Genomic DNA, 24237 nt, shown 5'->3' with positions numbered 1-24237 from the left:
GATCTCATGGAGAGCCTGGGGGCATTCCTGAAGAGTCGTCGTGACCGGGTGACGCCTGCCGAGGTCGGCCTGCGCACCTACGGCACTTCCCGCCGCGTGCCGGGTCTACGGCGTGAAGAGCTCGCGCACCTCGCCGGAGTGAGTGCTGGCTACTACACGCGCCTGGAGCAAGGCCAGGCGGAGACCGCGTCCCGGCAGGTTCTCGACGCGCTCGCCCGAGCGCTCCGGCTCGATCCGGTTGAGACCGTCCACCTGCACAACCTCGCTCGGCAACCCGCCATGCCCCGCTTGTCCGAACCGCGCCAGGAACAACCTCATCCACGAGTCCTCGCGCTCCTGGAAAGCCTCGGCGAGGCCGTACCCGCCGTCGTGCTCGGCCGGCGTGGCGACGTGCTCGCGTGGAACCTCACCGGACACGCGCTCAAGGCCGAACACATCGCTTTCGACGCGCCGCAGGATCCGGCGCGGCGCCCGTCCATTCCACGGATGTTCTTCCTCGACCCCCTCACCCGCGATCTGCACCGCAACTGGCACGAGCTCGCCCGGATCCACGTCGCCTTCCTGCGGCTCACCGCAGGCCGATACCCCACGGACGCTCGCCTGGCCGAGCTCATCGGTGAGCTCACGATGCGCAGCGACGACTTCGCGACGCTGTGGGCGGCGGGCGACGTCGCCGACTGCACCGTCGGCACCATGCACCTGCAACACCCCACCGTCGGAGCCGTGAGCGTCGACTACCAGGTGTGGCTCCAACCCGACAGCCCCGACCACCGGCTTGAGATCTACACCCCGAACGACCCGAGCTCCGCCGACGCGCTGCGAATCCTGGCCCACCAGGTCGGCGAGGAGCAGGCCCACAGTCCGCGGGAAAGCGCTGAATAGCCGCCTGACTCCAATCGCATCGCCAACGCTTTGACCGCGGGCTCGGTCCCCGCTGAGCGCTTCCCGAGAACACGAGGGCGTTGGCGATCTCTTCTTCACCTCCGTCTACGCCTCAAAGCCGAAGCTCAGTCGACGAGCGCGCCGCCGGACAGATTGGCGATTGTTCCGGTCATGGCTCCGGCTCGATCTGAAGCCAGGAACGCGGCCGTCTCCGCTATCTCAGAGAGCGTGGGCAGCCTTTTGAGAAGCGTCCCCTGCGCCAGCCCCCCGACTTCGAGCAGTTCCTGGACCGACTGCCCGGCCGCTGCCGCGGTTTGCTTGAAGAGGTCCTTGGTGTAGGAACCCGCTGCCGGCGCGTCGACGGCGGCGTGTGGACGGATGCCGATGACCCGGATGTTGCCGGGTGCCAGCTCCGCGGCCAGGATCCGCGAGAAGGCCTCTTTGCCGGCCGCGCTCACGGCGTGCCCCAGGATGCCGCCTATGGCCAGCTTGGAACCCGGCTCGGACAACGTCAGGATGACGCCGGGACGCTCGCGGCCCATGTGCCGTGCCACGGCCTTGCTTGTGATGAACAGCGTCCGCAGAAAACCGTCGATCGGCCGCATGAACTCCTCCAGCGAGAGGTCCACCAGCGAAGTCCCCTGGTCGTGCATGACACTCACGGCGTTGAGGGCGATGTCGATGCCGCCGGCCGTCGCCGCGATCGCATCGGCGTGCTTTTCGACCGCCTGCTGATCGAAAACGTCAACTTGCGCGGTCTCGACCCTTCCGCCCATGGCGGCGATATCACGCGCCACGGTGTCGAGCTTTTCCCGCGTCCGGCCGGCGATGAAGACCCTCGCGCCTTCCCGGGCGAATACCCGTGCGATAGCGCCGCCGATAGCGCCCCCGCCGCCATAGATCACAGCGTTCTTGTCTTCGAGCAGCGATCCACTCATGTGTGCCCTCCAGGGCGATTGATTCTTCGGATGATGACGCGGGCTCGGTGGTCACACCGTGGCGCTGCCGGCTGAGTACTCGGCTGCATCATCCTGCTCCCTCTCGAGGAATCCCCCGCGCTGATGCCGCCGAGGGTCGCCAGAGGGGCCCAGTGATCTCGACCGTCCTGGGCCCGGTACGGCCACGCGAATCAACAGTAACCACAGTCGGTTGTAAAAAACAACCATAAGCAATCCTGGTTTAGGATCGGACTGGATAGGAGGGTGGCCATGCCAACCAGCCGTAGCTATCGGGACTCATGTGGGATCGCCCGGGCCCTCGACGTCGTCGGGGAGCGATGGGCCCTGCTGGTCGTCCGCGAGCTGCTCTTGGCGCCTCAACGCTTCTCGGAGCTGCGGCGTGCTCTGCCCCACGTCAGCTCGAACCTGCTTGCGGACCGACTCCGAGAACTCGAGCACAACGGAGTGATCCGTCGTAGACCGGCACCGACGGAAGGCCCGCGGGTCTACGAACTGACCGAATGGGGCCGGAAGCTGGAACCGATACTGCTGGCGCTGGGCGACTGGGGGATCGACGCGCCGCAACCCCCGCCGCCGACCGCGCTCAGCGCCACCTCCGTGCTGATCTTCCTGCGACGTGCCGCTCGCCCCGACCCGGCGGCACCGCCCACGACTTGCCGTCTCGAGCTCGACGGCCGGGTTTGGACGGTCCGCCTGGCGTCCGGACGGGTACAGGTGCAGCCCGGTGAACCCGCAACGGCAGACGTCTCACTCCGTACAGACCCCAAGACGCTCAGCGCCCTGCTGGCCGATCCAGCCGCACTCGCACCCGCATGCGCCGACGGCAGGGTCGCCGTCGTAGGAGATCTGTCGGCCATCGGCCGGCTGCTCCACGCGGTCGCCGACCCGTGGCCCTCCGGCGATCAGACGAGTACCTCCCAAAGCGCTTTGGACGTCGGCCGGCCCGCCACCGGGTGACTTACGGACACCGATGATCGCCGCGGGCTCAGGCAGCCGAGGCCACCGGCATGCCCGGCCCGGGTACCCCAACGACCCCGATCCACCCAGAAAAGCGCCCTTCCGGCGATGAGTTCCGGCGCTCCATCGGGTCTCCAGTCTGGACGACCGCTACGACCGAGGAGGAGTTCATGGGCAAGGTCATCTACTGGATGAACACCTCGATCGACGGCTACATCGAGGATTCCGGCGGTGGCATGGACTTCATGGACCCGGCCGAGGACTTCCGGCAGGAGGCGAACGACCATGTCCGCCGGACCGCGGCGTTCCTGTTCGGGCGGCGACTGTATGAGGCGATGGAGAAGCCCTGGACGCAGGACCTCGGCAAGGAAGGCGCCCCGGCCCTCGAGCGGGAGTTCGCCCAGCTCTACAAGGAGACGCCGCGGTATGTCTTCTCCGACACCCTCCGGACCGTCCCCGAAGGGCTCACGATCGTCCGTCGCAAGGACGCCGTGTCCGTGGTGACGCGCCTCAAGCGGGAGATCGACGGCACCCTCCAGCTCGGCGGCCCCGAGCTGGCCGTCTCCCTGCTGGACCTGATCGACGAGTTCTGGGTGTACGCGTTCCCCGTGATCGTCGGGGGCGGCAAGCCGTACCTGCCCGTGAGAGAAATACTGCGGCTGCGGCTGGTCGAGCACCGGTCCTTGGCCTCGGGCATCATGTTCCGGCGCTACGTACGGCCCTGACCGGCCAGGAGCGGACCTCGCGCGGGCGCCCCCACGAGGCGCCCAGTGATCGGCGACCTCCAGCCACACTCGAGCCTTTATCGCACCCGGCGCGGTTCAAGCCGCATCACATGCGGGATCGTTCGAACTCGCGCCGGTAGGCGTCCAGGACGAGGCCGTGGAAATGATGGACCGCGTGCTCCGACAACCCGGACCCGTCGGGATCATAAACGATCTTTCCCTGGGTGAAGGCAGGAGTGCGCATCCCGCGCTGGACGCTCTCCACCAAGGCGATGTCCTCCGCCTGGAGAACCTCGTCGATGTACCGGATGCCGTCCAGCTCGGCCTCGTTGGGCTCGGCGGTCTCCAGATAGAAGTCCCAGATCTCGCGAGTGCGTTCCGGGCCGTCAGGGATGATCTGCAGCACCATGAAGTTCCCCCGGCCGGGATAGCGCAGCAGGCAGGTGTTGGGCCACAGCCACCAGACCGCGTGCTCGGTGACCGTCGCGCCGGACACGTCGTAGGCGGAGTTCTCCGTCTTGCCGGCCTGGGCCATGTGGCTGGAGTAGATCCCGTACGTGGTGACCTTGTAGGTGCTCATGTCGACCAGGGACACGAAGTCCTTGTGGGCCACGTGGCAGTGGTAGCACTCCAGGAAGTTGTCGACGACGTTCTTCCAGTTGGAGGCGATGTCGTAGGTGAGCCGGCTGGCGAGGGTCAGCTTGGCCACGTCCGGCGCCCGCGCCTCGATCTCCGCTTCGAGACCCCCGGCCTGCTCCGACAGGGGAGCCGCCTCGGGGTCGAGGTTGACGTAGACCATGCCGCCGAACTCGGTGACCTGGATCTGGTCCAGGCACACCGCGGAGGTGTCGAAGCCCGGCATGCCGTCGGTGTTGCGCGCCCGCCTCAACCGGCCGGTCAGGTCGAAGTTCCAGGCGTGGTAGGGGCACACGATGCTACGGCGGACGCCGGAACCGGACAGGAGTTCGTGCGCCCGGTGCTTGCACACGTTGTAGAACGCCCGCAACGTGCCGGCCTCGTCCCGGACGGCGACGATCGGCATGCCGGCCACCGTGCCCGTCACATAGCTTCCCGGCTCCCGCAGTTTCTCCACATGGCACAGCCACTGCCACGTACGCGCGAAGATCGCCCGCTGGTCGACGTCGAACCACCTCGGATCGGTGTAGGCGTCGGCGTGCAACGACATCGACAGCGCGGGGTCCGGGTGGTATCCGGCAGAGATGTGGTCGATTGCGGGGATCGAATCCGGTGCCACCGTACCTCCGAAGCATGACACCAAGCGGACGGGTGTCCGGGCGGCCACCCCGTGAGACAGCACAGAAGTCCTGTGTTGACCGCATTCAGGCTAATGATCCTTTTGGCCGGGATTCAAGACTCCCGAGCGCTCGATCGGCGACCTGGCCCACGGCCGGATCCCCGGGATTCCGGCCAGACCCCCAAGATTCCAGCCGGACCCCGGAATTCCCCGGTGATGAGTTTCGCCGTCGTTGCGAGTCTGTAGCTCTGACACGCGATCAAACGCACCCAAGGGGCCCGTCATGACCGTCACCTACACCTTCGACGTCTTCTCCAGCCTGGATGGCTTCGGCGCGGCGGGCGGCGACTGGACCGGCTACTGGGGCAAGCAGGGCCCCGAGCTTCTCGACCGCCGCCTCGCCCTGTACAGCGAGGAGCAGCGGATGGTCTTCGGCGCCAACACGTTCCGGGGCATGACGCAGATGCTGGCCTCGGCCAGCGAGGACTCCGAGCTGCACGACCCGTGGGTCACCCGGATGCGGAACCTGCCGGCCACGGTGGTCTCCACCACGCTGGACGGCCCGGTCGACTGGCCGGACGCGACCGTCGTCAGCGGCGACGCCGTCGACGTCGTCGCCCGGCTCAAGGAGGAGTCGAAGGTACCGCTGCGCTCGCACGGCAGCCTGGCGATGAACCGGGCGCTGATGGCCGCCGGCCTGGTCGACCGCGTCCAGGTGACGCTCTTCCCGGTGATCACCGGCCAGACCGGGATGGACCCGGTCTTCCAGGGAGCGGCCGACTTCGACCTGGAGCTGCTCGAGACCCGGACGCTCGACGGCAACATCCAGGAGCTCATCTACCGGCCCACCTTGCACGCCTGAGTCCCTGTCCTTCCTGGGCATGCCTGAGATCCTGGGCCCGGCCGATGAGGTTCCGCAGGGATCAGTGCTCGACATATCGACTGCACACGGAGGACACATGACGCTGGACCTCTATGCCGGCATCCCCGTCACCGACTACGCCGCGGCGTTGCCATGGTACGAGCGGATCTTCGGGGGGCCGCCCTCGTTCCTGCCGCACGACACCGAGGCGGTGTGGGAGGTGGCCGAGCACCGCTACGTCTACATCGTGCAGGAGCCGGAACGGGCGGGAAACGCCCTGGTGCTGTCGTTCGTCGACGACCTGGACGACCGGGTCGCCGAGATCGCCCGGAGGGGCATCGAGCCCGCCGAGCGCGAGAGGTACGGCAACGGCGTGACCAAGGTGATCTACCGGGACGCGGACGGCAACGAGATCAGCTTCGGCGGCGGCCCGGGGTGACGCACTTCGGACGCCGGCTGCCGCGCCGCGAGCGGGCGCTGTATGGGCACTCCTGCGGGCATGCGCTACAGGCCTCGGCCGTACGGCGGGGCGGAGGCACCACCCTGTTTCGCCACATTGAGCCTATCTATAGACACGCATAGTGATGTCCTGGGCGGCGGCTGGGGATAACGACGCGGCAGCGTCCGCATCGTTCGGCACGCCATCGTCGTGCGATGGCGTGCTCCCGGAAGGAGTCATCCCACGCCATGTCATTCGATGCCATCGGGCTGCGGTGGTGCGACCAGGCACACTGCGGCAATGCCGGTCCAGAGATCAACGAATCCTGCCAGTCCCTGTCCAGCGGGCTCGTGTACAGCCACGACCGGTTCGGCCCGTGTATCTGCGCGTGTTCCTGCCTGGCGTTCGGCACCCTGGTGCAGGACGGCCGTGGCTCGCTCAAGGCCATCGAGTCCTTCGCCGTCGGCGACGAGATCATGGCGGCCGGCAAGGACCTGCAGTGGTCCAGCCGCCCCGTGGTCTACAGCGGCGGGACCGCACCCGGCCAGGAGCAGGACTTCATGGTCATGGTCACCTACGCCGACACCGGCATCGTGGTCACCTGCGATCACCTGTTTCTCCTGGCCGGTGACACGCCCCAGCTGCGGCGGGCGGACCGGCTGACCACCCAGGATCGGCTGGTCTCGCCAACGGGCGAGCCGGTGCCGGTCACAGGGGTGCACATCGGCGGCTACACCGGCGGCATCCACCACGTGGTCGCCACCTCCAAGGAGCCGCCCGGCGCCGACCTGGGCGGGCACCTGCTCAACACCAACGGCGTCGTCAGCGCCGACTACGCCGTACAACTGCTGGGCCAGCGCGGCGACAAGGTCGGCGAAGCCGACATCGGGCGGAACTTCCAGCTGCCGATCGTGGGGTCGGTGGAATACCTCCAGCGGTTCGGTACGGCCTGCCTCCAGGTGCCGGACCAGGTACGGCAGGCCGCGGACCGGCTCGGGCTCGGGGCCGTCACGCGCACCGTCAGCCAGGGCGCCCAGCAGGTGTCCGATCTCCTGAGCGCGTTCACGCCGCTGGGTGCGACGGCACCGCAGATCCCGGACGACGCGCGCGGTTTCGTGAGCCGGGCCGAAGGCCAGGCGGGGAAGGGCTCCGCGAAACGGGGGCTCGGCGACCCGCTCACCCGGGAGACCGTCAAGTACCTCATCCAGCAGTACCGGCTGCACTACCCGGACATCACCTTCCACGTGGACTGGACCAGCGACGACACCAACGCCTACGCCTGGACCGCCAGGGGCGACAAGCACGTCTCGCTGCAGGGCGGCCTCGTCCTGGACCACAACCTGGGGCTCGCGGGTCTGGCGCTGGTCCTCGCCCATCAGGTCGCGTGCCACACCGGCGGCGACTCGCCGGACAGGACCGACTACATCGCGGTTCGCGACGTGATGCGCCAGGCCTGGTTCGGTGAGCAGTACGGAACCATGACCGAGCAGGGAATCGCGCAAGTGGAGACCTTCCTCAACGCCGTGGGCAAGCAGGTGGGCGAACCCGGCGGACGCCCGGCGGCCCGGCGGCTGGCCCTCTACCGGTCCGCCGTGACCCTGGCGGGCATGCCCGCCTGACACCGACCGCCCTCCCACCAGGTCCCGGCCCGCACGCGCCGGGACCCCTCCATGCCGACCACAGATCGGACCACAGATCGGAGAGGACATGCACGGTCAAGCTTCCGAGGCGGAGGAGATCGAGGCGAGCCGGCAGGCCATCGCCGACCGCCTGGGCCTTCCTGCCGACCGCATCACCGACGCGATCCTGGACAGGATCGCCAACGACCCGGCGACCCTGCACCACCTCGCGGCATGCCGGCACGATCCGCAGATGCTCGACCTGGTCCTGACGGCCGTACCGGCAACCGGCCGCACACCCGCCGGCGCGGCCGGGGAACACTCGACGGCCGTTCTGCTGGCCCGCGCCGGCAAGGCCGTGGCCAGATGGGCGGCAAGCGGCTTCGCCCAGGCGCCGGATGAGGTCTTCCGACAGCGGCGGCAGGCCTGCCTGACTTGCGAGCACCTGGGTCCGCCTCCCCCCGGCCTGCCGTCCTGGATGACCCGCTTCGGCGACGAGCGCACTCATTGCGGTCTGTGCGGCTGCTCCGTCGTCCAAAAGGCCCGGATGGCAACGGAGACCTGCCCGGACGGCAGGTGGGGGACGTACGGGACCTCACGCGAGCCTCATGGGGGTCCTGCGTAGCGCTCCTCCATGAATCCGTCCACACAGGCCGGCCGGTTCGCGGCCATCCGGCCGGTGGGCAGTGGCGCCTTTCGGACACACTTCGCTCCATGATCGCCCGAGCCGAACTCGGGCGGTCACTTCTTCGCGGACTGGCTCGTACGGCAGGCGCGGCGACGATGCCGGTGGATGCGGCGGCCTGGTTCTCTGAGAGAGTTGCGAGCATGGATGACGACGTCGAGCGGTTACATGCGGCGGCCGAGGACGGCTCGCCCGAGGAAGTGGCGGAACTGGCCGGGCTCGTGGTGGACGTCGACGAGGAGTACGACGGCTGCACCGCGCTCTGGGTCGCCGTGTACGAGGGCCGCCACGACAACGCCCGCGCGCTGGTGGCCGCCGGGGCCGACCCGTGGCGGCCGATGATGAGCGGCTGGTCGCCCGGTCGCCTCAGCCTGGCCGGTCCCGAACCGGACCTGTTCGACCGCCCCGCCGGGGTGAGCGGCCTGAGGGATGAGGAGGCCGCCGCGGTGGCGGAGGCCCGGCGGCTGACCGCGGCGCTGGGTGAGCTGTACTACCCCGGCATGGGGCTGGCGTGTGTCGCCGGCATCGGCACGGCCGAGGCGGCGCGGCGGCTGGAGGCCACGGTCGAGGCCGTCGATCCCGAGGAGTTCCTCGACGAGATCGATCCCTTCGACGCCGCATGCATGGCCTTCGTCGGCGTCACCGACGTCCCCGGCGGCTGCGTCGTCACCCAGCCCTGGGGGTACATGCCCATGACACCCGGCGTCACCAGGCGCCTGTCGGCGGGCACCGTCTGCTACGGCCTGAATGTCAACCCCAAGAGCGGCGACCAGGGCAGCATCGTCCGCGACGGCGAGATCGTCGGCTGGGACCTGCATCCCGGCGGACGCCCGTGGGAGGACGACGAGCCGATGGAGGTGCTCTTGTCCTACCTCTACCGGTGCAACGCGGTGGCCTACTCCTGCGCCTATGCGGGGCTGCGGCTGACCGACGCCCGCGCGATCACCGGACCGCCCGACGCCTGGCTACGCCTGCCGGAACGCGACTACTGGCACTGACTTCGGCATCGCTGTGATCGCTGCGGGAGATGCGGGAGATGCGGCGTACGGCTCGGGCGACGTCGCCGGCGCCGGCGCCGGTCAGGCGTAGCGCGCCGACGGCGAGGGTTCGCACGGCGAAATCCACTCGCTCGCCTCGCCGGGAGCCCGCTAGTGTCGCGCGGATGAGCGACCTTCGCGTGCCTGTGCTGTGGCTGTCGGGGCCGTCGGGTGTCGGGAAGTCCTCGATCGGCTGGGAGGTGTTCGCGCAGCTGAGCCGTCGTGGTGTCAAGGCGGCGTTCGTCGACGCCGACCAGATCGGCCTGTGTCACCCCCTGCCGGAGGGCATGACGCATCGCCTCCGGGCGCGGAACCTGGCGGCGATGTGGCCGCACTTTCGGCAGGAAGGGATGCGGTGTCTGGTCCTCGCGGGCTTTGTCGACACCCCTGAGGAGGTTCGCGAGTACACCGCCCTGCTTCCCGAGGCCGCGTTCACGGTGTGCCGGCTGCGGGTCGGCAGCGCCGAGCTCAAGGAACGGTTCCTGGCGCGAGGGTGGCGTCCGGACCTGGTGGAGGAGGCGATCGCCGAGGCGGAGGCCCTGGACCGGAACGGCTACGCCGACGTGTGCGTGGATACCGGCGGCTTGACGGTGGCTGAGGCGGCCCGGCTGGTCTGTGATCAAGCAGGAGCATGGCCGGGCGTCCTCCCCCACGCGACGTCCCACCGGTTGGGTGCCGGGCGGAGCCGCCAGCCGTCACCACAAGCGGCGCCGATCCCCGTGCTGTGGCTGTGCGGGGCGACGGCGGTCGGGAAGTCGACGGTCGGCTACGAGATCTTCACGCAGGTCTACCGGGCCGGCGTGCGAGCCGCCTACGTCGATGTGAAGCAGATCGGCGCGCTGCGTCCCGTCGCGGACGACGACGTGGACGGCCATCGCCTCAAGGCGCGCAACCTCGCGGCCGTCTGGGCCGGATATTGCGCGATGGGCGCCCGGTGCCTGGTGGTCTCCGGGGAGGCCGACTCCGGCTATGCCGAGTCGCTGCCCGGAGCGGCCCTGACCGTGTGTCGTCTGCACGCCGGGCCGGCGACGCTGGCCGAGCGTGTCGCGCGGCGCGGCCGGGGAGACGGGCCAGCCATACCGGGCGACGAGCTGAGAGGGCTGGCTCCGGACGCCCTCGACCGTGTGGCCGCACGAGCGGCGCGCGAGGCCATGGCCCTCGACCGGGCCGGGGTGGGCGATCTGCGTGTCGACACCGATGGCCGGTCGGCGCAAGAGGTGGCCGCGGAGGTACGGCTTCGCAGCGGCGATTGGCCGAATCTCCTCGCCTGAAGCCGTACTCCCGGCAGCCGGTCACGCCAGCGCTTTGAGCGCCGCGGAGGGGCAGAGGTCGACGGCCCGGCGCACCGCCTCCCACGACTCGGCGGGCGGCTCGGGCCGCAGGACGACCACCTTGCCGTCGTCCTCGCTCTGGTCGAACACCTCGCCCGCCGTCAGCACGCACATGCCAGAGCCGATGCAGCGCCCCGCGTCCACACTGATCCTCATCGGTCACACGTCCCAGGCGACCGGGAGGCTCTTGACCCCGTAGATGTCCGCGCTCTCCGGGCGCAGGACGACCTCGTCAGCCGGTACGGCCAGGCGCAGCGTGGGGAAGCGGTTGAGCAGCGCGGGGAAGGCGACCCGCATCTCGACGCGGGCCAGCTGCTGGCCCAGGCACTGGTGGATGCCGTGGCTGAAGGCCAGGTGGCCGCCCTCCTGCCGGTTGAGGTCGAGCACGTGCGGGTCGGTGAAGCGCTCGGGGTCGCGGTTGGCGGTGTTGAGCGACAGGATGACCATCGTGCCCGCCTTGATGGTCTGGCCGCCCAGCTCGACGTCCTCCAGCGCGACCCGGTAGAACTGCTTGGCGACGCTCAGGTACCGCAGCAGCTCCTCCACGGCCCGGTCGATCATCGTGGGATCGGCGCGCAGCGCGGCCAGCTGCGCCGGGTTCCGCAGCAGCGCGAAGGTGCCCAGCGCCAGCATGTTCGCGGTGGTGTCGAACCCGGCCGACAGCAGGATCAGGGCCATCCCGCGCAGCTCCTCATCGGTCAGGTCGCTGTCCATGAGGTCGCTGAGCACGTCGTCGGTGGGGTTGGCGCGCTTGGCCGCCACCAGCTCCGCGAGGTAGTTCTGGGTCGCGACGTAGGCCGCGATCAGCTCCTCGTCGCTTGCCTCCCCGCCGAGGAAGGTGTCGATCTGCTCCTGGAACCGGCCCCGGTCCTCGTACGGCACGCCCAGCAGCTCGCAGATCACGATGGCCGGGATGGGCTTGGCGAACGCGGTCACCAGGTCCACCGGCGGGCCCGCCTTCTCCATGGCGTCCAGGTGCTCGGCGGTGATCTGCTCGACGCGCTCGGTGAGCTGCCGCATCCGCCGTACGGTGAACTTGCCCACCAGCGGCTTGCGGTAGCGGCCGTGCCGCGGCTCGTCCATGAGGAGGAACTCGCCGGGCGGCGCCGGAGGGACCTCGATGCCGGAGTAGTCGATGGTCGGGTGATGGATCATGAGCTCCTTGCGCGAGCTGAACCGCGGGTCGGCCAGGACCGCCCTGACCAGGTCGTATCCGCTGACCAGCCAGCCCTGGTGCCCGTCGGGGAAGACGTAGCGGCTGATCGGGCCGTGCTCGCGGGCCTCGATCAGCTCGGCCGGCGGGTCGAAGGGGCAGCCGCGCCTGCGTTCCGCCGGCATGGTCGTGAGGGTGTGGAGGGATTCGCTCATGGCCGTTCCTCGTTTCGCGGGAGAAGGTTTCGCGGGAGAAGGTCGATGCGGGTCGAGAGCGGGGGTCGCGGGATCCTGACCGGACCCCGCGACGGCGTCCCGGGTCACGCGGCGTCGAGGGCCGCAGTGATCTTGCGGGTCATCTCGGCCAGGACGGGGCCGGGCTCGCCCTTGTGGGCCCGGGTGGCCGCTTCCACGGCGACGAGGACGGTGCCGCGGAAGTTGTCTGCCTCGGCCGGATCCTGCTGCTTGAGCAGGCCCATGGCCGCGGTCAGGGCCGGCAGCACGTGGTCGGCGAGCTCGGCCACGGTCTTGCTCTTCAGGCTCGCGCCCTTCGGCGCCTTGGTGAGCACGTGCCCGACCAGGCCGGTCGCGGAGGCCAGGGCGAGGGAGCCGTGGGTGGCGATCTTGTGGGGCGAGCCGGTGGCGCCCGCGGCGGCCAGCAGCGAGACGGCGCCCCAGGCGGCGGTGCGCAGGGTGAGCTTGTCCTGGTCGGTCAGGGTGACGGACATGGTGTTCTCCTTCAGTCATCGGGGCTTGCCGGCGCCCCGTCACGGCATCCACCTTCGCCGCCCGCCCTGACATCGGGCCGTCGCCGTGCTGACACGGCGGCTGACGCCGCCCGGGCCGCCGTCGTGTCAGCGTCCGCGTCAGGACGGCGACGGCCCCGTATCAGCGCGGCCCGCCATGGTTGGCGCCATGAACGGTTCAGCGATCGCGGCCTCGGGGCTGCGAAAGGCATACAAGGACAAGGTCGTGCTCGACGGCATCGACCTGGATGTGCGGGCGGGCACGATCTTCGCCCTGCTCGGGCCCAACGGCGCCGGCAAGACCACGACGGTGAACGTGCTGACCACGCTGCTGGCCCCCGACACGGGCAAGGTGGTCGTCGCCGGGCACGACGTGGTCGCGGAGACCAAGAAGGTGCGCGCGGCGATCGGGGTCACCGGGCAGTTCGCCTCGGTGGACGACCTGCTCACCGGCGAGGAGAACCTGCTGCTGATGGCGGACCTGCTGCACCTGCCCAAGGCGGAGGGCGAGCGGATCGCCCGCCGGCTGCTCGAGCGGTTCGAGCTGAGCGAGGCCGCGGGCAAGCCGGCGGCGTCCTACTCCGGCGGCATGCGCCGCAAGCTCGACCTCGCCATGACGCTGGTCGGCGAGCCGCGGATCATCTTCCTGGACGAGCCCACGACCGGGCTCGACCCGCGCAGCCGCCGCACCATGTGGGAGATCATCCGGGGCCTGGTCGCCGGCGGCACGACCATCTTCCTCACCACCCAGTACCTGGAGGAGGCCGACCAGCTCGCCGACCGCATCGCCGTACTCGACCAGGGCCGGATCGTCGCCGAGGGCACCGCCGACCAGCTCAAGCGCCAGATTCCCGGCAGCCATGTCCGGCTGCGGTTCGCCGATCGGCACGCGCTCGACGTCGCGGCCCAGGTCCTGCCCACGTCCACGAGGGACGAGGAGGAGCTGACCCTGCGGGTGCCCGGCGACGGCGGGGTGCGGTCGCTGCGCGCGCTGCTCGACCGGCTCGATCAGCATTCCATCGACGTCGAGGAACTGTCGGTGCACACGCCGGACCTGGATGACGTCTTCCTCGCCCTCACCGGCCACGCGAACAAGACCAAGGAGGTCAACGCACGATGAACGTCATCTCGGACTCCGCGACCATGCTGCGGCGCAACTTCCGGCACACGATGCGAAACCCTCTGACGCTGTTCAACGGCATCGTCATGCCGGTCTTCCTGATGTTCCTGATGGTCTACGTCTTCGGCGGCGCGTTCAGCGTCGGCGTCGACTACGCCGACTACGCCACGCCGGGGCTGATCCTGACGACCATCTGCTACGGCATCGCCCCCACCGCGATCGCGGTGAACTCCGACATGACGAACGGGTTCATCAACCGGCTTCGCGTCATGGACGTGTCCCGGGCCGCGGTGCTGAACGCTCACGTGATCGCGACCATGCTGCGGAGCCTGCTGGCCATCGCGCTCGTCGTCGGGGTCGCGTTCCTGATGGGGTTCCGGCCGTCGGCGGGTCTCCCGGAATGGCTCGGCGTGGTCGGCGTCGTCGTGCTGGCGGTGCTGGCGATCAGCTGGCTGACCGTCGCGTTCGGCCTCGCGGCGAAGGCGCCGGAAAGCGCGGGGATGGCCGCCGTCCCGCTGATGCTCCTTCCCTTCCTGAGCAGCGCGTTCGTGCCGGCCGACAAGATGGGTCCTGGCGTGCGGCAGTTCGCGGAGTACCAGCCGTTCACGCCGATCATCGAAACCGTGCGCGGGCTGCTGGCCGGCACGCCGTCGGCGAGCTCGGCCGTCATGGCGGTCGCCTGGTGTGCCGGGCTGGCGCTGATCGGCTACCTGTGGGCGCGCAAGTCGTTCACGAAGCAAGGGTGAGCTCGGCCAGCTCCCGCCAGTCCCGCCCCGCGCCGTCACGGATCGCCTCGGTGAACACGGTCTCGCCGAGGCGATTCCGCGTCTCCTCGGCGATCCTGGCGGCGTCCGGCAGCGAGCGATCCGGCATGCCGCGCACGCCGTCGCTGGCCGCGAGCAGCCGCGCGGCCTGCTCGTCCTGCCCCTGCCGCAGCGCGAGGTCCGCGATCCCGATCAACACCTCGGCGATCAGCGGCGGGTACCTCGACTCCACGGCCGTGCGGAGCGCCTCGCTCCGGTACGCGCGGGCCTTCTCGAGGTCCTCGGTGAGGTAGCCGTACAGGTCCATGGCCTTGGAGCGGATGGAGTCGGCCGCTTCCGGGCTGCCCAGCGCCGCGGCCAGGTGCCGGTGTGCCTCGTCCGGCTCGCCGCGCCAGCGCGCCAGCTGCGCCTTCGACAGCGCCAGCTCGGCGAGGACGACGGGCGAGACGATCCCGTCCGCGGACCGCTGCGCGTGCGCCATGGCGGAGCCGCTGGACCGCTCGTCGCCGAGCAGCCAGTACAGCTGGGCCTGCCGTACCCGCAGGAGGGCCACGTCCTCGTTGGCGCCCACCTCGGTCAGCGCCACAGCCGCCTCTTCGTAGCACTCGCACGCGCGGGCGAACTCGCCGCGCGTGGCGAGCCGATCGGCCAGGAAGGTCAGCGCCGTCGAGATCCCCCACCGGTCGCCCAGCCCGCGGAACTCGGCGAGACCGAGTTCGAGGTCGGTGTCCACGTCGGTCTCGTCACGGCTGATCGTGGACCGGAACCTGGCACGGCTGAGCCTGGCCTGGGCGCGCACCCATGGATCATCGCCGGCGACGAGCCGCTCGAACGCGGGCAGGAACTCCGGCGGCTCCCGCAGCAGCCCCTCCAACGGCGTGATCAGCCTGAGCATCGGGTTCCGATACCCGCTGCGCCGGGCGAACCGGTTCGCCGCGTGGATCCACTCCCGCGCCTGATACTGGTCGCCGCCGGGCGCGGAGGACAGGAACATCGCCACCATGCCGCACGCCAGCGCCCGCACCTCGTCGGAGACCTCGCCGGGCAGCGAGGCCGCCGCGATGCTCAGCTCGGTGCCCTCGGTCCGGTGCCCACTGAGGAACCAGTACCAGCCCACGGCCCCGGACAGCCGCATCGCCTCCTGGGCCCAACCCTCGGCGACCGCCCCGCGCAGCGCCGTGGTGATGTTGTCGTGCTCGGCCTTGAGCGTGGCCAGCCATTCCAGCTGCTCGGCCCGGCGCAGGTGCGGGTCGGCCGTCTCGGCCAGCTCGGTGAAGTAGGCCAGGTGCGCCCGCCGCGCCGGCTCGGCCTGCCCGGCCTCGGCGAGCCGGTGCGCCGCGTACTCCCTGATGGTCTCCAGCATCCGGTAGCGCGGCGCGTCCTCGCCGTCGGCGAGCACCAGCGACTTGTCGATCAGCGCGGTCAGCACGTCGAGCACCTGCTCCCCGGCGAGCTCCTCGCCCCCGCACACCCGCTCGGCGGCTTCCAGGCTCGCCCCGCCGGAGAACACCGACAGCCGCCGCAGCACGTGCCGTTCGGCCTCGGTGAGCAGATCCCAGCTCCAGTCCACGACCGCGCGCAGCGTCTTGTGCCGGGGCAGCGCCGTACGGCTGCCGCTGGTCAGCAGCCGGAAGCGGTCGTCGAGCCGGTGCGCCAGCTGGTCGAGGGACATCGAGCGCAGCCGCGCCGCGGCCAGCTCGATCGCCAGCGGGATCCCGTCGAGCGCCCGGCAGATCCGCGCCATGGCCGCCAGGGTGTGCGGGCCGGAGCCGATGTCCTTGCGCACCAGCTCCGCGCGGTCCCGCAGCAGCCGTACGGCGGGCGAGGACCCGGCCTCGGCGGGGTCCGCTCCCTTCGCGGGCAGCGCGAGCGGCTCGACCTGCCACAGCACCTCTCCGGTGATGCCGAGCGGCTCTCTGCTCGTGGCCAGGATCCGCAGCCTGCGGCACTCCCCCAGCAGCCGGTCCGCGAAGGCCGCGGCCGCCTCGATCACGTGCTCGCAGTTGTCCAGGATCAGCAGGAGCGCGCGCTCCCGGAGCGCGGCGATGAGCCGATCCATCGGCTCGCCGCCCCGCGCGTCGCCGAGCACGGCCTGGTCGCGCAGGCCGATCGCGGTGAGGGCGGCCTGCGCCAGCTCGCCGCCCGCCCGCACCGAGGCCAGCTCGACCAGCCACGCCCCGTCTGGCAGCTCGGCGAGCATGGTCCGTGCGGTCTCCGTGGCCAGCCGGGTCTTGCCGGAGCCGCCCGGCCCGGTCAACGTGACCAGCCGGTAGTTCATGGCCAGCCCGCCGACCGCGGCGACGTCGGCGTCCTTGCCGACGAAGCTCGTCAGCTCGGCGCGCAGGTTCGTCCTGCGGCTCTCCGCCCGCCCGCCCAGCTCGCCCCGCAGCAACGCGGTGTGCAGCGCGGACAGCTCGGCCGACGGATCGGCGCCCAGCTCCTCGGCGAGCCGCTCGCGCGTCCGCTGGTACACGGTCAGCGCCTCGTTGCCGCGCCCCGCCTCGGCGAGCGCCCGCATCAGGGCCGCCACGAAGTCCTCCCGCAGCGGATACGTGGCGACCAGCTCGGTCAGCTCGGAGATCAGCTCCGAGCCACGGCCGAGGCGGACGTCCGCGTCCACCCGGTCCGCGAGCGCGGCGACGTAGAGGTCGTCCAGGCGCGCGACCGCGGCGTCGAACGCCTCGCTGTCCTGCAGGGCGATGTCGGCCATGGCCGTACCGCGCCACAATGTCAGGGCCTCGCGCAGCAGATCCGCCCGTGCGGCGGGCTCGGCGGCACGGGCCTGGGTGACCAGGCGCTCGAACCGGCTCGCGTCCACGACGTCAGGAGGTACGGCCAGCCGGTAGCCGCCGGAGTCCGCCTCGATCACCCCGTCGGGCAGCACCCTGCGCAGCCTGGACACCAGCGCCTGGAGGGCGTTCGCCTCGTCGGCGGGCGGCCGGTCCCCCCAGATCCAGTCGACCAGCCTCGCGCGGGAGACGATCCGGCCGGGTTCGAGGGCGAGCGCGGCCAGCAGTGCGCGCAGCCGGACCCCGGGAACCTCCACGACGGCCCCATCACGGTTCCGGACCTCGAACGGTCCCAGCAATCCGACTCGCACAGCTGCAATTGTGCCGAACTGCGGCGATGACCGGGCAACCGCCACCTCGGCCCCGGAGGCGATGTCCGGGCGGTCCGACGGCTCTTGATACGGTGTTGACAGGTGTGCCGGGAAGCCTGGTCGGCGGTTCTGTCGTCGATCACCTGGAGGGCCCACATCATGCGAGCGTGTGCTCTGCCGTCCGGCTTTCCCAGGGTCGCCCCGTGAGCGCGGTCGCCTGGCTGGCGGTGGCCGTCTTCCTGTGCGCGTACGCGCTGATCGCCACGGAGAAGGTGCACCGGGTCGCGGCGGCCCTCGGCGGGGCGGGGATCATGCTGATGATCCACGCCACCGACGCCGAGGCGGCGTTCTTCTCCGAGTCCACGGGCGTCGACTGGAACGTCGTCTTCCTGCTGCTCGGCATGATGATCATCGTCGGGGTGCTGAAGCTGACCGGGGTCTTCGAGTTCCTGGCGATCTGGGCGGCCAAGAAGGCGCGCGGCCGGCCGTACCGGCTGATGGTCCTGCTGGTGGTGATCACCGCGGTCGCGTCGGCGCTGCTCGACAACGTCACCACCGTGCTGCTGATCGCGCCGGTGACGTTCCTGGTGTGCGAACGGCTGGCGCTGCCGGTCGCGCCGTACCTGATCGCCGAGGCGATGGCCTCCAACATCGGCGGGGCGGCGACGCTGGTGGGCGATCCGCCGAACATCATCATCGCCAGCCGGGCGGGGCTGAGCTTCAACGACTTCCTCGTCCACATGGCGCCGATGGTCATCGTGCTGATGGCGGTCTTCATCGGCCTGTGCCGGATCCTGTTCCGCGCGGCGTTCCGCTACGACCCGGACCGGGCCGCGGAGATCATGGCCCTGAAGGAGCGGGCGGCGATCCGCGACCGGCGGCTGCTGTGGCAGTCGCTGGCCGTGCTCGCGGTGGTGATGGCGGCCTTCGTGCTGCATCCGGTGCTGCATTACGAGCCGTCGGTGGTGGCGCTGCTGGGCGCGGGCGTCCTGGTGGCCGTCACCAAGGTCACCACCCAGGAGGCCATCGCCGAGGTGGAGTGGCCCACGCTGACCTTCTTCGCCGGGCTGTTCGTCATGGTCGGCGCGCTGGTCAACACCGGCGTGATCGAGCGGATCTCGCAGGCCGCCGCCGACGCCACCGAGGGCCGGCTCGGGCTCGCGACCATGGGACTGCTGTGGGCTTCGGCCGGGCTGTCGGCGATCGTGGACAACATCCCGTATGTGGCCACGATGAGCCCGATCGTGGCGGAGCTGGTCGAGGCGGGCGGCGGCAGCGGCCCGGCCCAGGTGCTGTGGTGGGCGCTGGCCTTCGGCGCCGACCTGGGCGGCAACGCCACCGCGGTGGGCGCGGCGGCCAACGTGGTCGTGCTGGGCATCGCCGCACGCAACGGCACGCCGATCAGCTTCTGGCAGTTCACCAAGTACGGGCTGATCGTCACCCCGATCACGATCGCCCTGTGCGTGCCGTACCTGTGGCTGCGCTACCTCGTGTAGCGGCTCGGAACCACCTCTTGCGGGCTCAGCTCGGGAATCTTCCCTGACGACACCTGGCCACGTCGTCCGAACGCGGGGGTGCGCACGCCACCTGATGGAGGCCTGTTCATCGTGCGGTGCGGCTGAGGCGAACGCCGATCGCGACGATCCAGCAGAAGCCGACGAGCAGGGAGGCGTGTTCGAGCAGACCGGCGGGGGCCGGGCGGAGGGTGCCCTGCACATCCAGCCGGTAGGCGATGCCGGCGGCGAAGGCGAGCACGATGACGAGGATGCCGGACAGCCGTGAGTAGAGTGCCCAGCCGCGGCTGGTCTCGCGTAGGCGGCGGGCCAGGACGAAGGCGGCGGCGCTCAGCGCGACGAACAGGACGAGGCCGATCAGGCCGTGGATCCGGCCCGCCGCGGTGACCACTTCCGGCTGGCCGGGCGGGTAGCCCAGTGCTGGGTCGGTGGGGATCACTCCGGCCAGGACGAGGGCGACCCCGGCCGTCGCCGTCAGGACCGGCCCCCAGGTGGCACTCTTGCCCGGGTGCAGAGCTCGGCGCAGGCCGGCCGCGAAGGCGATGAGCAGCAGGCCCCCGATCACGAAGGTCAGGGTCAGCAGCCACCAGCGCTCTCCCGTGCCGAGCTGGCTGGCACCATGGTGCCAGAGGTTGTAGCCAGGCCGGGTGGCGCCGTCGGCCAGGATCAGCCCGGGCATCAACACGCCAGCGGCGACACCGCTGCCGAGCAGAAGCTTGGAGTGCACGGAAGTCTCCTCACGCCGACCAGACTTCCCGGCACTCCTTCAGTTATTTCAGCTTAAGCTGAAATAACTGACATGGCCGAGCGTGAGCAACTGCTGGAGTGGGTCGAGCGGGTGGCCATGTATCTCGCCCGGGACGGCGTGCCACCGATCGCCGGGCGGGTGCTGGGCTGGCTGATGGTCTGCGACCCTCCGGAGCAGTCGGCCGGGCAGATCAGCGAAGACATCGGCGCCAGCCGCGCCTCCCTGACCTCGAGCCTGCGTCTGCTGTCCGGCATGGGGTTCCTGACCTGGCGCACCAAACCCGGCGAGCGCACCATTTACTACCGGCTGGCCGACAACGCCTGGGCGATCGTGGTGCGGCAGCAGATCGCCGGCATCGCCGCCTTCCTGGAGATCGCCCGCGACGGCATGCGGCTCATCGGCCCAGACAAGCGCATCAAGCAGGCCGAGGCCACCTTCGAATGGATGGCCAAAGCCTTCCACAACGCATCCCCGCTGGAGGAAGCGTGACGGGGCAGGCATCGAATGACGGCGGAGTGCCACCGCGTGTGCGGACGAGCATGGGCAGCGCCTAGAGATGGATCTGCATGCGGGCCACGTCGGGGCACAACCGATGCTCGCCATCCATGCGCGTCGCGCCGGTCTTCGAAAGCTCATGAGGTGGTGTCGCGTATTGCCGATGTGTCCCTTGCCTAACGGCGCCCTGATCCAGGTGATCGCGTGATGACCGCGGCGGGCTTGAAGCCGGCATACGCAACTGATCGGTAGGTGTGATGATCACGGCCCGGTTGTGGCTGCTTTGGGGGCGATGATGGCGAAGGGATCTGCCTGCAGGCACGTTCAGGCACGTGTGGCGATCTTGGTGATCAGCGGCTGAAGCACACGTGCGGCCAGCGGACCGAATGCGGCCAGGATCAGCACGTATGCGGTCGCCAGCGGACCCAGGTCGGGGTGGGCCCCGGCAGCCACGGCCAATCCGGCGATCACGATGTTGAATTCGCCACGCGGAATGAGCGCGATTCCCGCCCGGGCCTGCCCGGCCCGGCCGATGGCGGCTCGACGAGCGGCGTAGAAGCCGGTGAACAGCTTGGTGACCATGCTGACCACGGCCAGCAGCGCGGCCAGCCCCGCGACCGGGCCGATGTTGGCCGGATCGGTCTGCAAACCGAAGAAGACGAAGAAGATGGCGGCGAACAGGTCGCGCAGCGGCGACAGCAACGCACGAGCCTCATGGGCGAGTTCGCCGGACACGGCGATGCCGACCAGGAAGGCGCCGACCGCCGCCGACACCTGCAGGTACTGCGCGCCCCCGGCCACGACCAGGGCCAGCCCGACCACCTTCAGCAGCAGCACCTCGGAGTTGGGGCTGCGCACGAACGCCTCGATGAACCGGCTGTACCGCAGCGCGACCACCAACACCACGCTGACGGTGGCCAGCGCGATGGTCACCGTCAGTGCGCCACTTGCGAGACTGAGCCCGGCCAGCAGGGCGGTCAGCAATGGCAGGTAGATCGCCATCGTCAGGTCCTCGAAGACCAGCAACGACAACACCACCGGTGTTTCCCGGTTGCCTATCCAGCCAAGATCCGACAGCACCTTCGCGGTGATGCCGGAGGAGGTGGCGTAGGTAACCCCGGCCATCGCCACCGCCGCCACCGGGCCCCAGCCCAACAGCATCGCCAAGATCGCGCCCGGGGCGGCATTCAGCACAAGGTCGACGATGCCGGCCCGGGCGTTGGTCCTCAGGCTGGTGACCAGCTCGTCGGCGGTGTATTCCAGGCCGAGGGTGAGCAGCAGCAACACCACGCCGATCTCCGCACCGACTGCGACAAACTCCTCGCTGGTTGCCAGCGGCAGGATGCCGCCGGTGCCGAACGCCAGGCCGGCGATCAGGTACAGCGGGATCGGGGAGATACCCGCGCGCAGCGCCAGGGCGCCGAGCAGGCCCAGCCCCAGGACGATCGCGCCGAACTCCACAAACAGCAGTGCGGTGTGGTGCACCCGTAGGCCTATCCCTGGGCCAGGATGTCGGCGACGGCGTTGACTGCCTCGGCGCTGCCCACCACGACCACCAAGTCACCCGCGGCCAGCACGAAGTCCGGAGCCGGGCTGGTGACCACGTGTGCGCCGCGCACGACCGCGACGATGGAGGCGCCGGTGCGGGTGCGCACCCGCGCATCTCCCATCGGGCGCCCGGCGTACGGCGAGTTCTCGCCGATCGGCAGCTTCTCGCTGACCAGCCCCTCGACTTCACGGTGCAGGTCGTTGAGGCGTTGCACGACCCGGGGCGCGCCGAGCAGTTCGGCCAACGCATCGGCTTCCTCGTCATTCAGCGTGACGCTCTCGCCGGCGCGGTCGGGGTCGTTCCGGTCGTAGATCACCAGGTCGCGGCGGCCGGTGCGGTGGGAGACGATTCCGATGCGCCGCCCGGACCGTGTGGTGAACTCATGCCGCAAGCCGATGCCCGGTAGCGCCGTCTGCTCGATCTCCACCATCTGTCCCATCCGCTCCCAACCAGGCCTGGCCGCCTGTGCCGTACCAATCCGGTTACCCACGCGCTGCCCCGTGACGGGTCCCAGCAACCCAGATCCCGCGCGGCCGCTCATCTTTCCTCCCGCAGGCTGACGGTATGTGATCAATCAGCCGTCGGCCCTACTGAGCCGGTCGCTGTCGTAGACGTCGGGAACACCGTCGTGGTCACGGTCAGCGGTCTCGACCTCGTGGATATGCCGGTAGACGCGGTTGCGCAGGCGCAGGATCACCGCCGCCAGCAGGGCCGCGGCCACCGAACCGGCCAGTACCGCCACCTTGATGTGCTCGTCGCGGCCTTCGCCGAAGGCCAGCTCACCGATCAGCAGTGAGACGGTGAACCCGACCCCCGCCAGCACCGACAGCCCCGCCACATCCACCCAGGACAGATCTTCGTCCAGGTCGGCGTGGGTGAAGCGGGCCGTCAGCCAGGTCGCGGCCAAGATGCCGATCGGTTTGCCCGCGACCAGCCCCATCACAACCCCCACCACCACCGGATCGCGGAAAGCGTCCACCAGGCCGTTTGGCCCGCCCAAGGGCACGCCCGCCGACAGGAACGCGAACACCGGCACGGCCACTCCAGCCGAGAGGGGGCGGAAGCGGTGTTCGAAGTGCTCGGCCAAGCCGGGCCCGGCCTGCGGGCCGCTGGCCTCGTGGCTGCGCAGCACGGGCACGGCAAAGCCCAGCAGCACTCCGGCGACGGTGGCGTGTACGCCCGAGGCGTGCACCAACGCCCAGACGGCCACGGCCAGCGGCAGCAGTAGCCACCACGACCGCACCCGGCGCTGCACCAGGATGGTGAAGACCGCCAGCGGCGCCAGCGCCCCGGCCAGCGGAAGCGGTGACAGCTGGTCGGTGTAGAACAGCGCGATGATGACGATGGCCAGCAGGTCGTCGACCACCGCCAACGTGAGCAGGAAGGTGCGCAGCGCCACCGGCAGGAACCGCCCGACGACCGCCAGCACCGCCAGGGCGAAAGCGATGTCGGTGGCGGTGGGGATCGCCCACCCGCGGGCCGCGCCCTCAACGTCCCGGGTGATGAGCAGGTACAGCAGAGCCGGGATGATCACCCCGCCCAGCGCGGCCGCGACGGGGACCGCGGCCCGCCGTACATCGCGCAGGTCACCGGCGACGAACTCGCGTTTGAGCTCCAGCCCGGCCACGAAGAAGAAGATCGCCAGCAGGCCGTCGGCGGCCCAGGTAGCCAGGGAAAGATCCAGGTGCAGCGCCTCGGGCCCGACGCGGACGGCGCGCAGCGCCTCATAGGAATCCTTCCACGGGGAGTTGGCCCAGATCATCGCCGCAGCCGCGCCAACCAGCAGCAGCGCCCCGCCGACGGTCTCCTTGCGCAGGATGCCGGCGATGCGGCGGGCCTCCGCCCACGATCCCCGGTCCAGTAGGGCAGGCGGACGCGGCGGGACAGAGTGGGTCATGTGTGCTCCAGGTACTCGGGTACTGGTCCGACGTTGCCGACCAGACTTCCCGGCGCACCGTTGTTCACTTTACCGGCTGGCCTGCGGATACCCATGGCCTGGGTCACGCACCGGCTCAGGCGCGCCCTTCTGGCAGCCGTCGGGCCGATGAAGGTACCGGCGATCTTCCGACCCGAGATCGTGACGTCGGCGAGCTCACCTGCCTCGGCCGTGATCACCCATGAAGGACCACTTCAGGAGGACGAGTGACGGGCCATGGTCGCGAACAGGTCGAAGGCCGCAACTCCCTGCCGCATGCCTGAGATCTTCTCGTCCATGCCTCCACACGACCGGCGTGGACGATGTGTCAGGTCGCATCTGGCGCGGCGACGCGGTCGCTGTTAACGTCGATCGTGGAGCGC

24 protein-coding genes are annotated in these 24237 nt (G+C 70.1%); 13 read left to right on the top strand and 11 right to left on the bottom strand.

Features of this window, described 5'->3' with window-relative positions:
- Positions 1 to 6 precede the first annotated feature (6 nt).
- The gene (locus BSB02_RS26245) at positions 7 to 882 is read left to right on the top strand and encodes a helix-turn-helix transcriptional regulator (RefSeq protein ID WP_084962914.1); all 876 of its coding nucleotides are present in this window, start codon (positions 7 to 9) and stop codon (positions 880 to 882) included.
- Positions 883 to 1007: 125 nt separating this feature from the next.
- On the opposite strand, the gene BSB02_RS26240 is transcribed toward BSB02_RS26245, so the two are convergent.
- Positions 1008 to 1820 carry an SDR family NAD(P)-dependent oxidoreductase gene (locus BSB02_RS26240; protein WP_084962913.1) on the bottom strand — a complete coding sequence of 271 codons (813 nt, stop codon included), beginning with the start codon at positions 1818 to 1820 and terminating at the stop codon, positions 1008 to 1010.
- 270 nt (positions 1821 to 2090) lie between these two features.
- On the opposite strand from BSB02_RS26240, the gene BSB02_RS26235 reads away from it, so the two are divergent.
- Together BSB02_RS26235 and BSB02_RS26230 are read left to right on the top strand one after the other, a co-directional pair.
- On the top strand, positions 2091 to 2798 hold the full coding sequence (locus BSB02_RS26235) for a winged helix-turn-helix transcriptional regulator (protein WP_084962911.1): 708 nt from the start codon (positions 2091 to 2093) through the stop codon (positions 2796 to 2798).
- A gap of 170 nt (positions 2799 to 2968) precedes the next feature.
- Positions 2969 to 3523, top strand: a complete 555-nt coding sequence (locus BSB02_RS26230) for a dihydrofolate reductase family protein (RefSeq protein WP_084962909.1) — start codon at positions 2969 to 2971, stop codon at positions 3521 to 3523.
- Between the two features lie 106 nt (positions 3524 to 3629).
- On the opposite strand, the gene BSB02_RS26225 is transcribed toward BSB02_RS26230, so the two are convergent.
- Complete coding sequence (locus BSB02_RS26225; protein WP_084962907.1) at positions 3630 to 4778, bottom strand: aromatic ring-hydroxylating oxygenase subunit alpha; 1149 nt, start codon at positions 4776 to 4778, stop codon at positions 3630 to 3632.
- Between the two features lie 283 nt (positions 4779 to 5061).
- Here BSB02_RS26225 and BSB02_RS26220 point away from each other — a divergent pair, with 283 nt between their 5' ends.
- The 6 genes from BSB02_RS26220 to BSB02_RS26195 all read left to right on the top strand — a co-directional run bounded on the left by BSB02_RS26220 (position 5062) and on the right by BSB02_RS26195 (position 10691).
- A complete protein-coding gene (locus BSB02_RS26220) occupies positions 5062 to 5640 on the top strand; it encodes a dihydrofolate reductase family protein (RefSeq protein ID WP_084962905.1) in 579 nt (192 codons plus the stop codon).
- A 97-nt stretch (positions 5641 to 5737) separates the two neighbouring features.
- Entirely contained in the window at positions 5738 to 6079 is a 342-nt protein-coding gene (locus BSB02_RS26215) for a VOC family protein (protein ID WP_084962903.1), read from the top strand.
- Positions 6080 to 6327: 248 nt separating this feature from the next.
- On the top strand, positions 6328 to 7698 hold the full coding sequence (locus tag BSB02_RS26210; RefSeq protein ID WP_084962901.1) for a Hint domain-containing protein: 1371 nt from the start codon (positions 6328 to 6330) through the stop codon (positions 7696 to 7698).
- 88 nt (positions 7699 to 7786) lie between these two features.
- The gene (locus tag BSB02_RS26205; RefSeq protein ID WP_084962899.1) at positions 7787 to 8323 is read left to right on the top strand and encodes a hypothetical protein; all 537 of its coding nucleotides are present in this window, start codon (positions 7787 to 7789) and stop codon (positions 8321 to 8323) included.
- Between the two features lie 203 nt (positions 8324 to 8526).
- A complete protein-coding gene (locus BSB02_RS26200) occupies positions 8527 to 9381 on the top strand; it encodes an ankyrin repeat domain-containing protein (protein ID WP_206184891.1) in 855 nt (284 codons plus the stop codon).
- Between the two features lie 164 nt (positions 9382 to 9545).
- The gene (locus tag BSB02_RS26195; RefSeq protein ID WP_084962897.1) at positions 9546 to 10691 is read left to right on the top strand and encodes an adenylyl-sulfate kinase; all 1146 of its coding nucleotides are present in this window, start codon (positions 9546 to 9548) and stop codon (positions 10689 to 10691) included.
- A gap of 21 nt (positions 10692 to 10712) precedes the next feature.
- Here BSB02_RS26195 and BSB02_RS26190 read toward each other — a convergent pair whose 3' ends face one another.
- The 3 genes from BSB02_RS26190 to BSB02_RS26180 all read right to left on the bottom strand — a co-directional run bounded on the left by BSB02_RS26190 (position 10713) and on the right by BSB02_RS26180 (position 12631).
- The gene (locus BSB02_RS26190; RefSeq protein ID WP_084962896.1) at positions 10713 to 10907 is read right to left on the bottom strand and encodes a ferredoxin; all 195 of its coding nucleotides are present in this window, start codon (positions 10905 to 10907) and stop codon (positions 10713 to 10715) included.
- 3 nt (positions 10908 to 10910) lie between these two features.
- Positions 10911 to 12119, bottom strand: a complete 1209-nt coding sequence (locus BSB02_RS26185) for a cytochrome P450 (RefSeq protein ID WP_084962894.1) — start codon at positions 12117 to 12119, stop codon at positions 10911 to 10913.
- A gap of 104 nt (positions 12120 to 12223) precedes the next feature.
- A complete protein-coding gene (locus BSB02_RS26180; protein ID WP_084962892.1) occupies positions 12224 to 12631 on the bottom strand; it encodes a hypothetical protein in 408 nt (135 codons plus the stop codon).
- 187 nt (positions 12632 to 12818) lie between these two features.
- Here BSB02_RS26180 and BSB02_RS26175 point away from each other — a divergent pair, with 187 nt between their 5' ends.
- Positions 12819 to 13769 (top strand): ATP-binding cassette domain-containing protein, encoded by a 951-nt coding sequence (locus BSB02_RS26175; RefSeq protein WP_084962998.1) that lies wholly within the window; start codon positions 12819 to 12821, stop codon positions 13767 to 13769.
- Positions 13766 to 14515: an ABC transporter permease gene (locus tag BSB02_RS26170; protein ID WP_084962890.1), complete on the top strand. Its 750-nt coding sequence runs from the start codon at positions 13766 to 13768 to the stop codon at positions 14513 to 14515. Before BSB02_RS26175 ends, BSB02_RS26170 begins: the two co-directional genes overlap by 4 nt.
- On the opposite strand, the gene BSB02_RS26165 is transcribed toward BSB02_RS26170, so the two are convergent.
- Positions 14499 to 17579, bottom strand: a complete 3081-nt coding sequence (locus BSB02_RS26165; protein WP_240506662.1) for an AfsR/SARP family transcriptional regulator — start codon at positions 17577 to 17579, stop codon at positions 14499 to 14501. The genes BSB02_RS26170 and BSB02_RS26165 overlap by 17 nt on opposite strands.
- 257 nt (positions 17580 to 17836) lie before the next feature.
- On the opposite strand from BSB02_RS26165, the gene BSB02_RS26160 reads away from it, so the two are divergent.
- A complete protein-coding gene (locus BSB02_RS26160; RefSeq protein ID WP_084962886.1) occupies positions 17837 to 19129 on the top strand; it encodes an ArsB/NhaD family transporter in 1293 nt (430 codons plus the stop codon).
- A 106-nt stretch (positions 19130 to 19235) separates the two neighbouring features.
- On the opposite strand, the gene BSB02_RS26155 is transcribed toward BSB02_RS26160, so the two are convergent.
- Positions 19236 to 19874: a DUF998 domain-containing protein gene (locus BSB02_RS26155; RefSeq protein ID WP_084962884.1), complete on the bottom strand. Its 639-nt coding sequence runs from the start codon at positions 19872 to 19874 to the stop codon at positions 19236 to 19238.
- A gap of 72 nt (positions 19875 to 19946) precedes the next feature.
- Between BSB02_RS26155 and BSB02_RS26150 the strand changes: the two genes are divergently transcribed.
- Entirely contained in the window at positions 19947 to 20384 is a 438-nt protein-coding gene (locus tag BSB02_RS26150; protein ID WP_084962881.1) for a GbsR/MarR family transcriptional regulator, read from the top strand.
- A 330-nt stretch (positions 20385 to 20714) separates the two neighbouring features.
- On the opposite strand, the gene BSB02_RS26145 is transcribed toward BSB02_RS26150, so the two are convergent.
- The 4 genes from BSB02_RS26145 to BSB02_RS39920 all read right to left on the bottom strand — a co-directional run bounded on the left by BSB02_RS26145 (position 20715) and on the right by BSB02_RS39920 (position 24054).
- The gene (locus BSB02_RS26145) at positions 20715 to 21875 is read right to left on the bottom strand and encodes a cation:proton antiporter (RefSeq protein ID WP_084962879.1); all 1161 of its coding nucleotides are present in this window, start codon (positions 21873 to 21875) and stop codon (positions 20715 to 20717) included.
- 8 nt (positions 21876 to 21883) lie between these two features.
- Positions 21884 to 22369 carry a cation:proton antiporter regulatory subunit gene (locus BSB02_RS26140; RefSeq protein ID WP_338064360.1) on the bottom strand — a complete coding sequence of 162 codons (486 nt, stop codon included), beginning with the start codon at positions 22367 to 22369 and terminating at the stop codon, positions 21884 to 21886.
- A 144-nt stretch (positions 22370 to 22513) separates the two neighbouring features.
- On the bottom strand, positions 22514 to 23836 hold the full coding sequence (nhaA, locus tag BSB02_RS26135) for a Na+/H+ antiporter NhaA (protein ID WP_084962877.1): 1323 nt from the start codon (positions 23834 to 23836) through the stop codon (positions 22514 to 22516).
- Entirely contained in the window at positions 23833 to 24054 is a 222-nt protein-coding gene (locus BSB02_RS39920) for a hypothetical protein (RefSeq protein WP_143591154.1), read from the bottom strand. Before BSB02_RS39920 ends, nhaA begins: the two co-directional genes overlap by 4 nt.
- Positions 24055 to 24237 lie beyond the last annotated feature (183 nt).

This window comes from Thermoactinospora rubra, assembly GCF_002093975.1.
Taxonomy (GTDB): domain Bacteria; phylum Actinomycetota; class Actinomycetes; order Streptosporangiales; family Streptosporangiaceae; genus Nonomuraea; species Nonomuraea rubra_A.
Note: the sequence above shows the minus strand (reverse complement) of the source record. Positions and strands in the feature narration are given on the sequence as shown.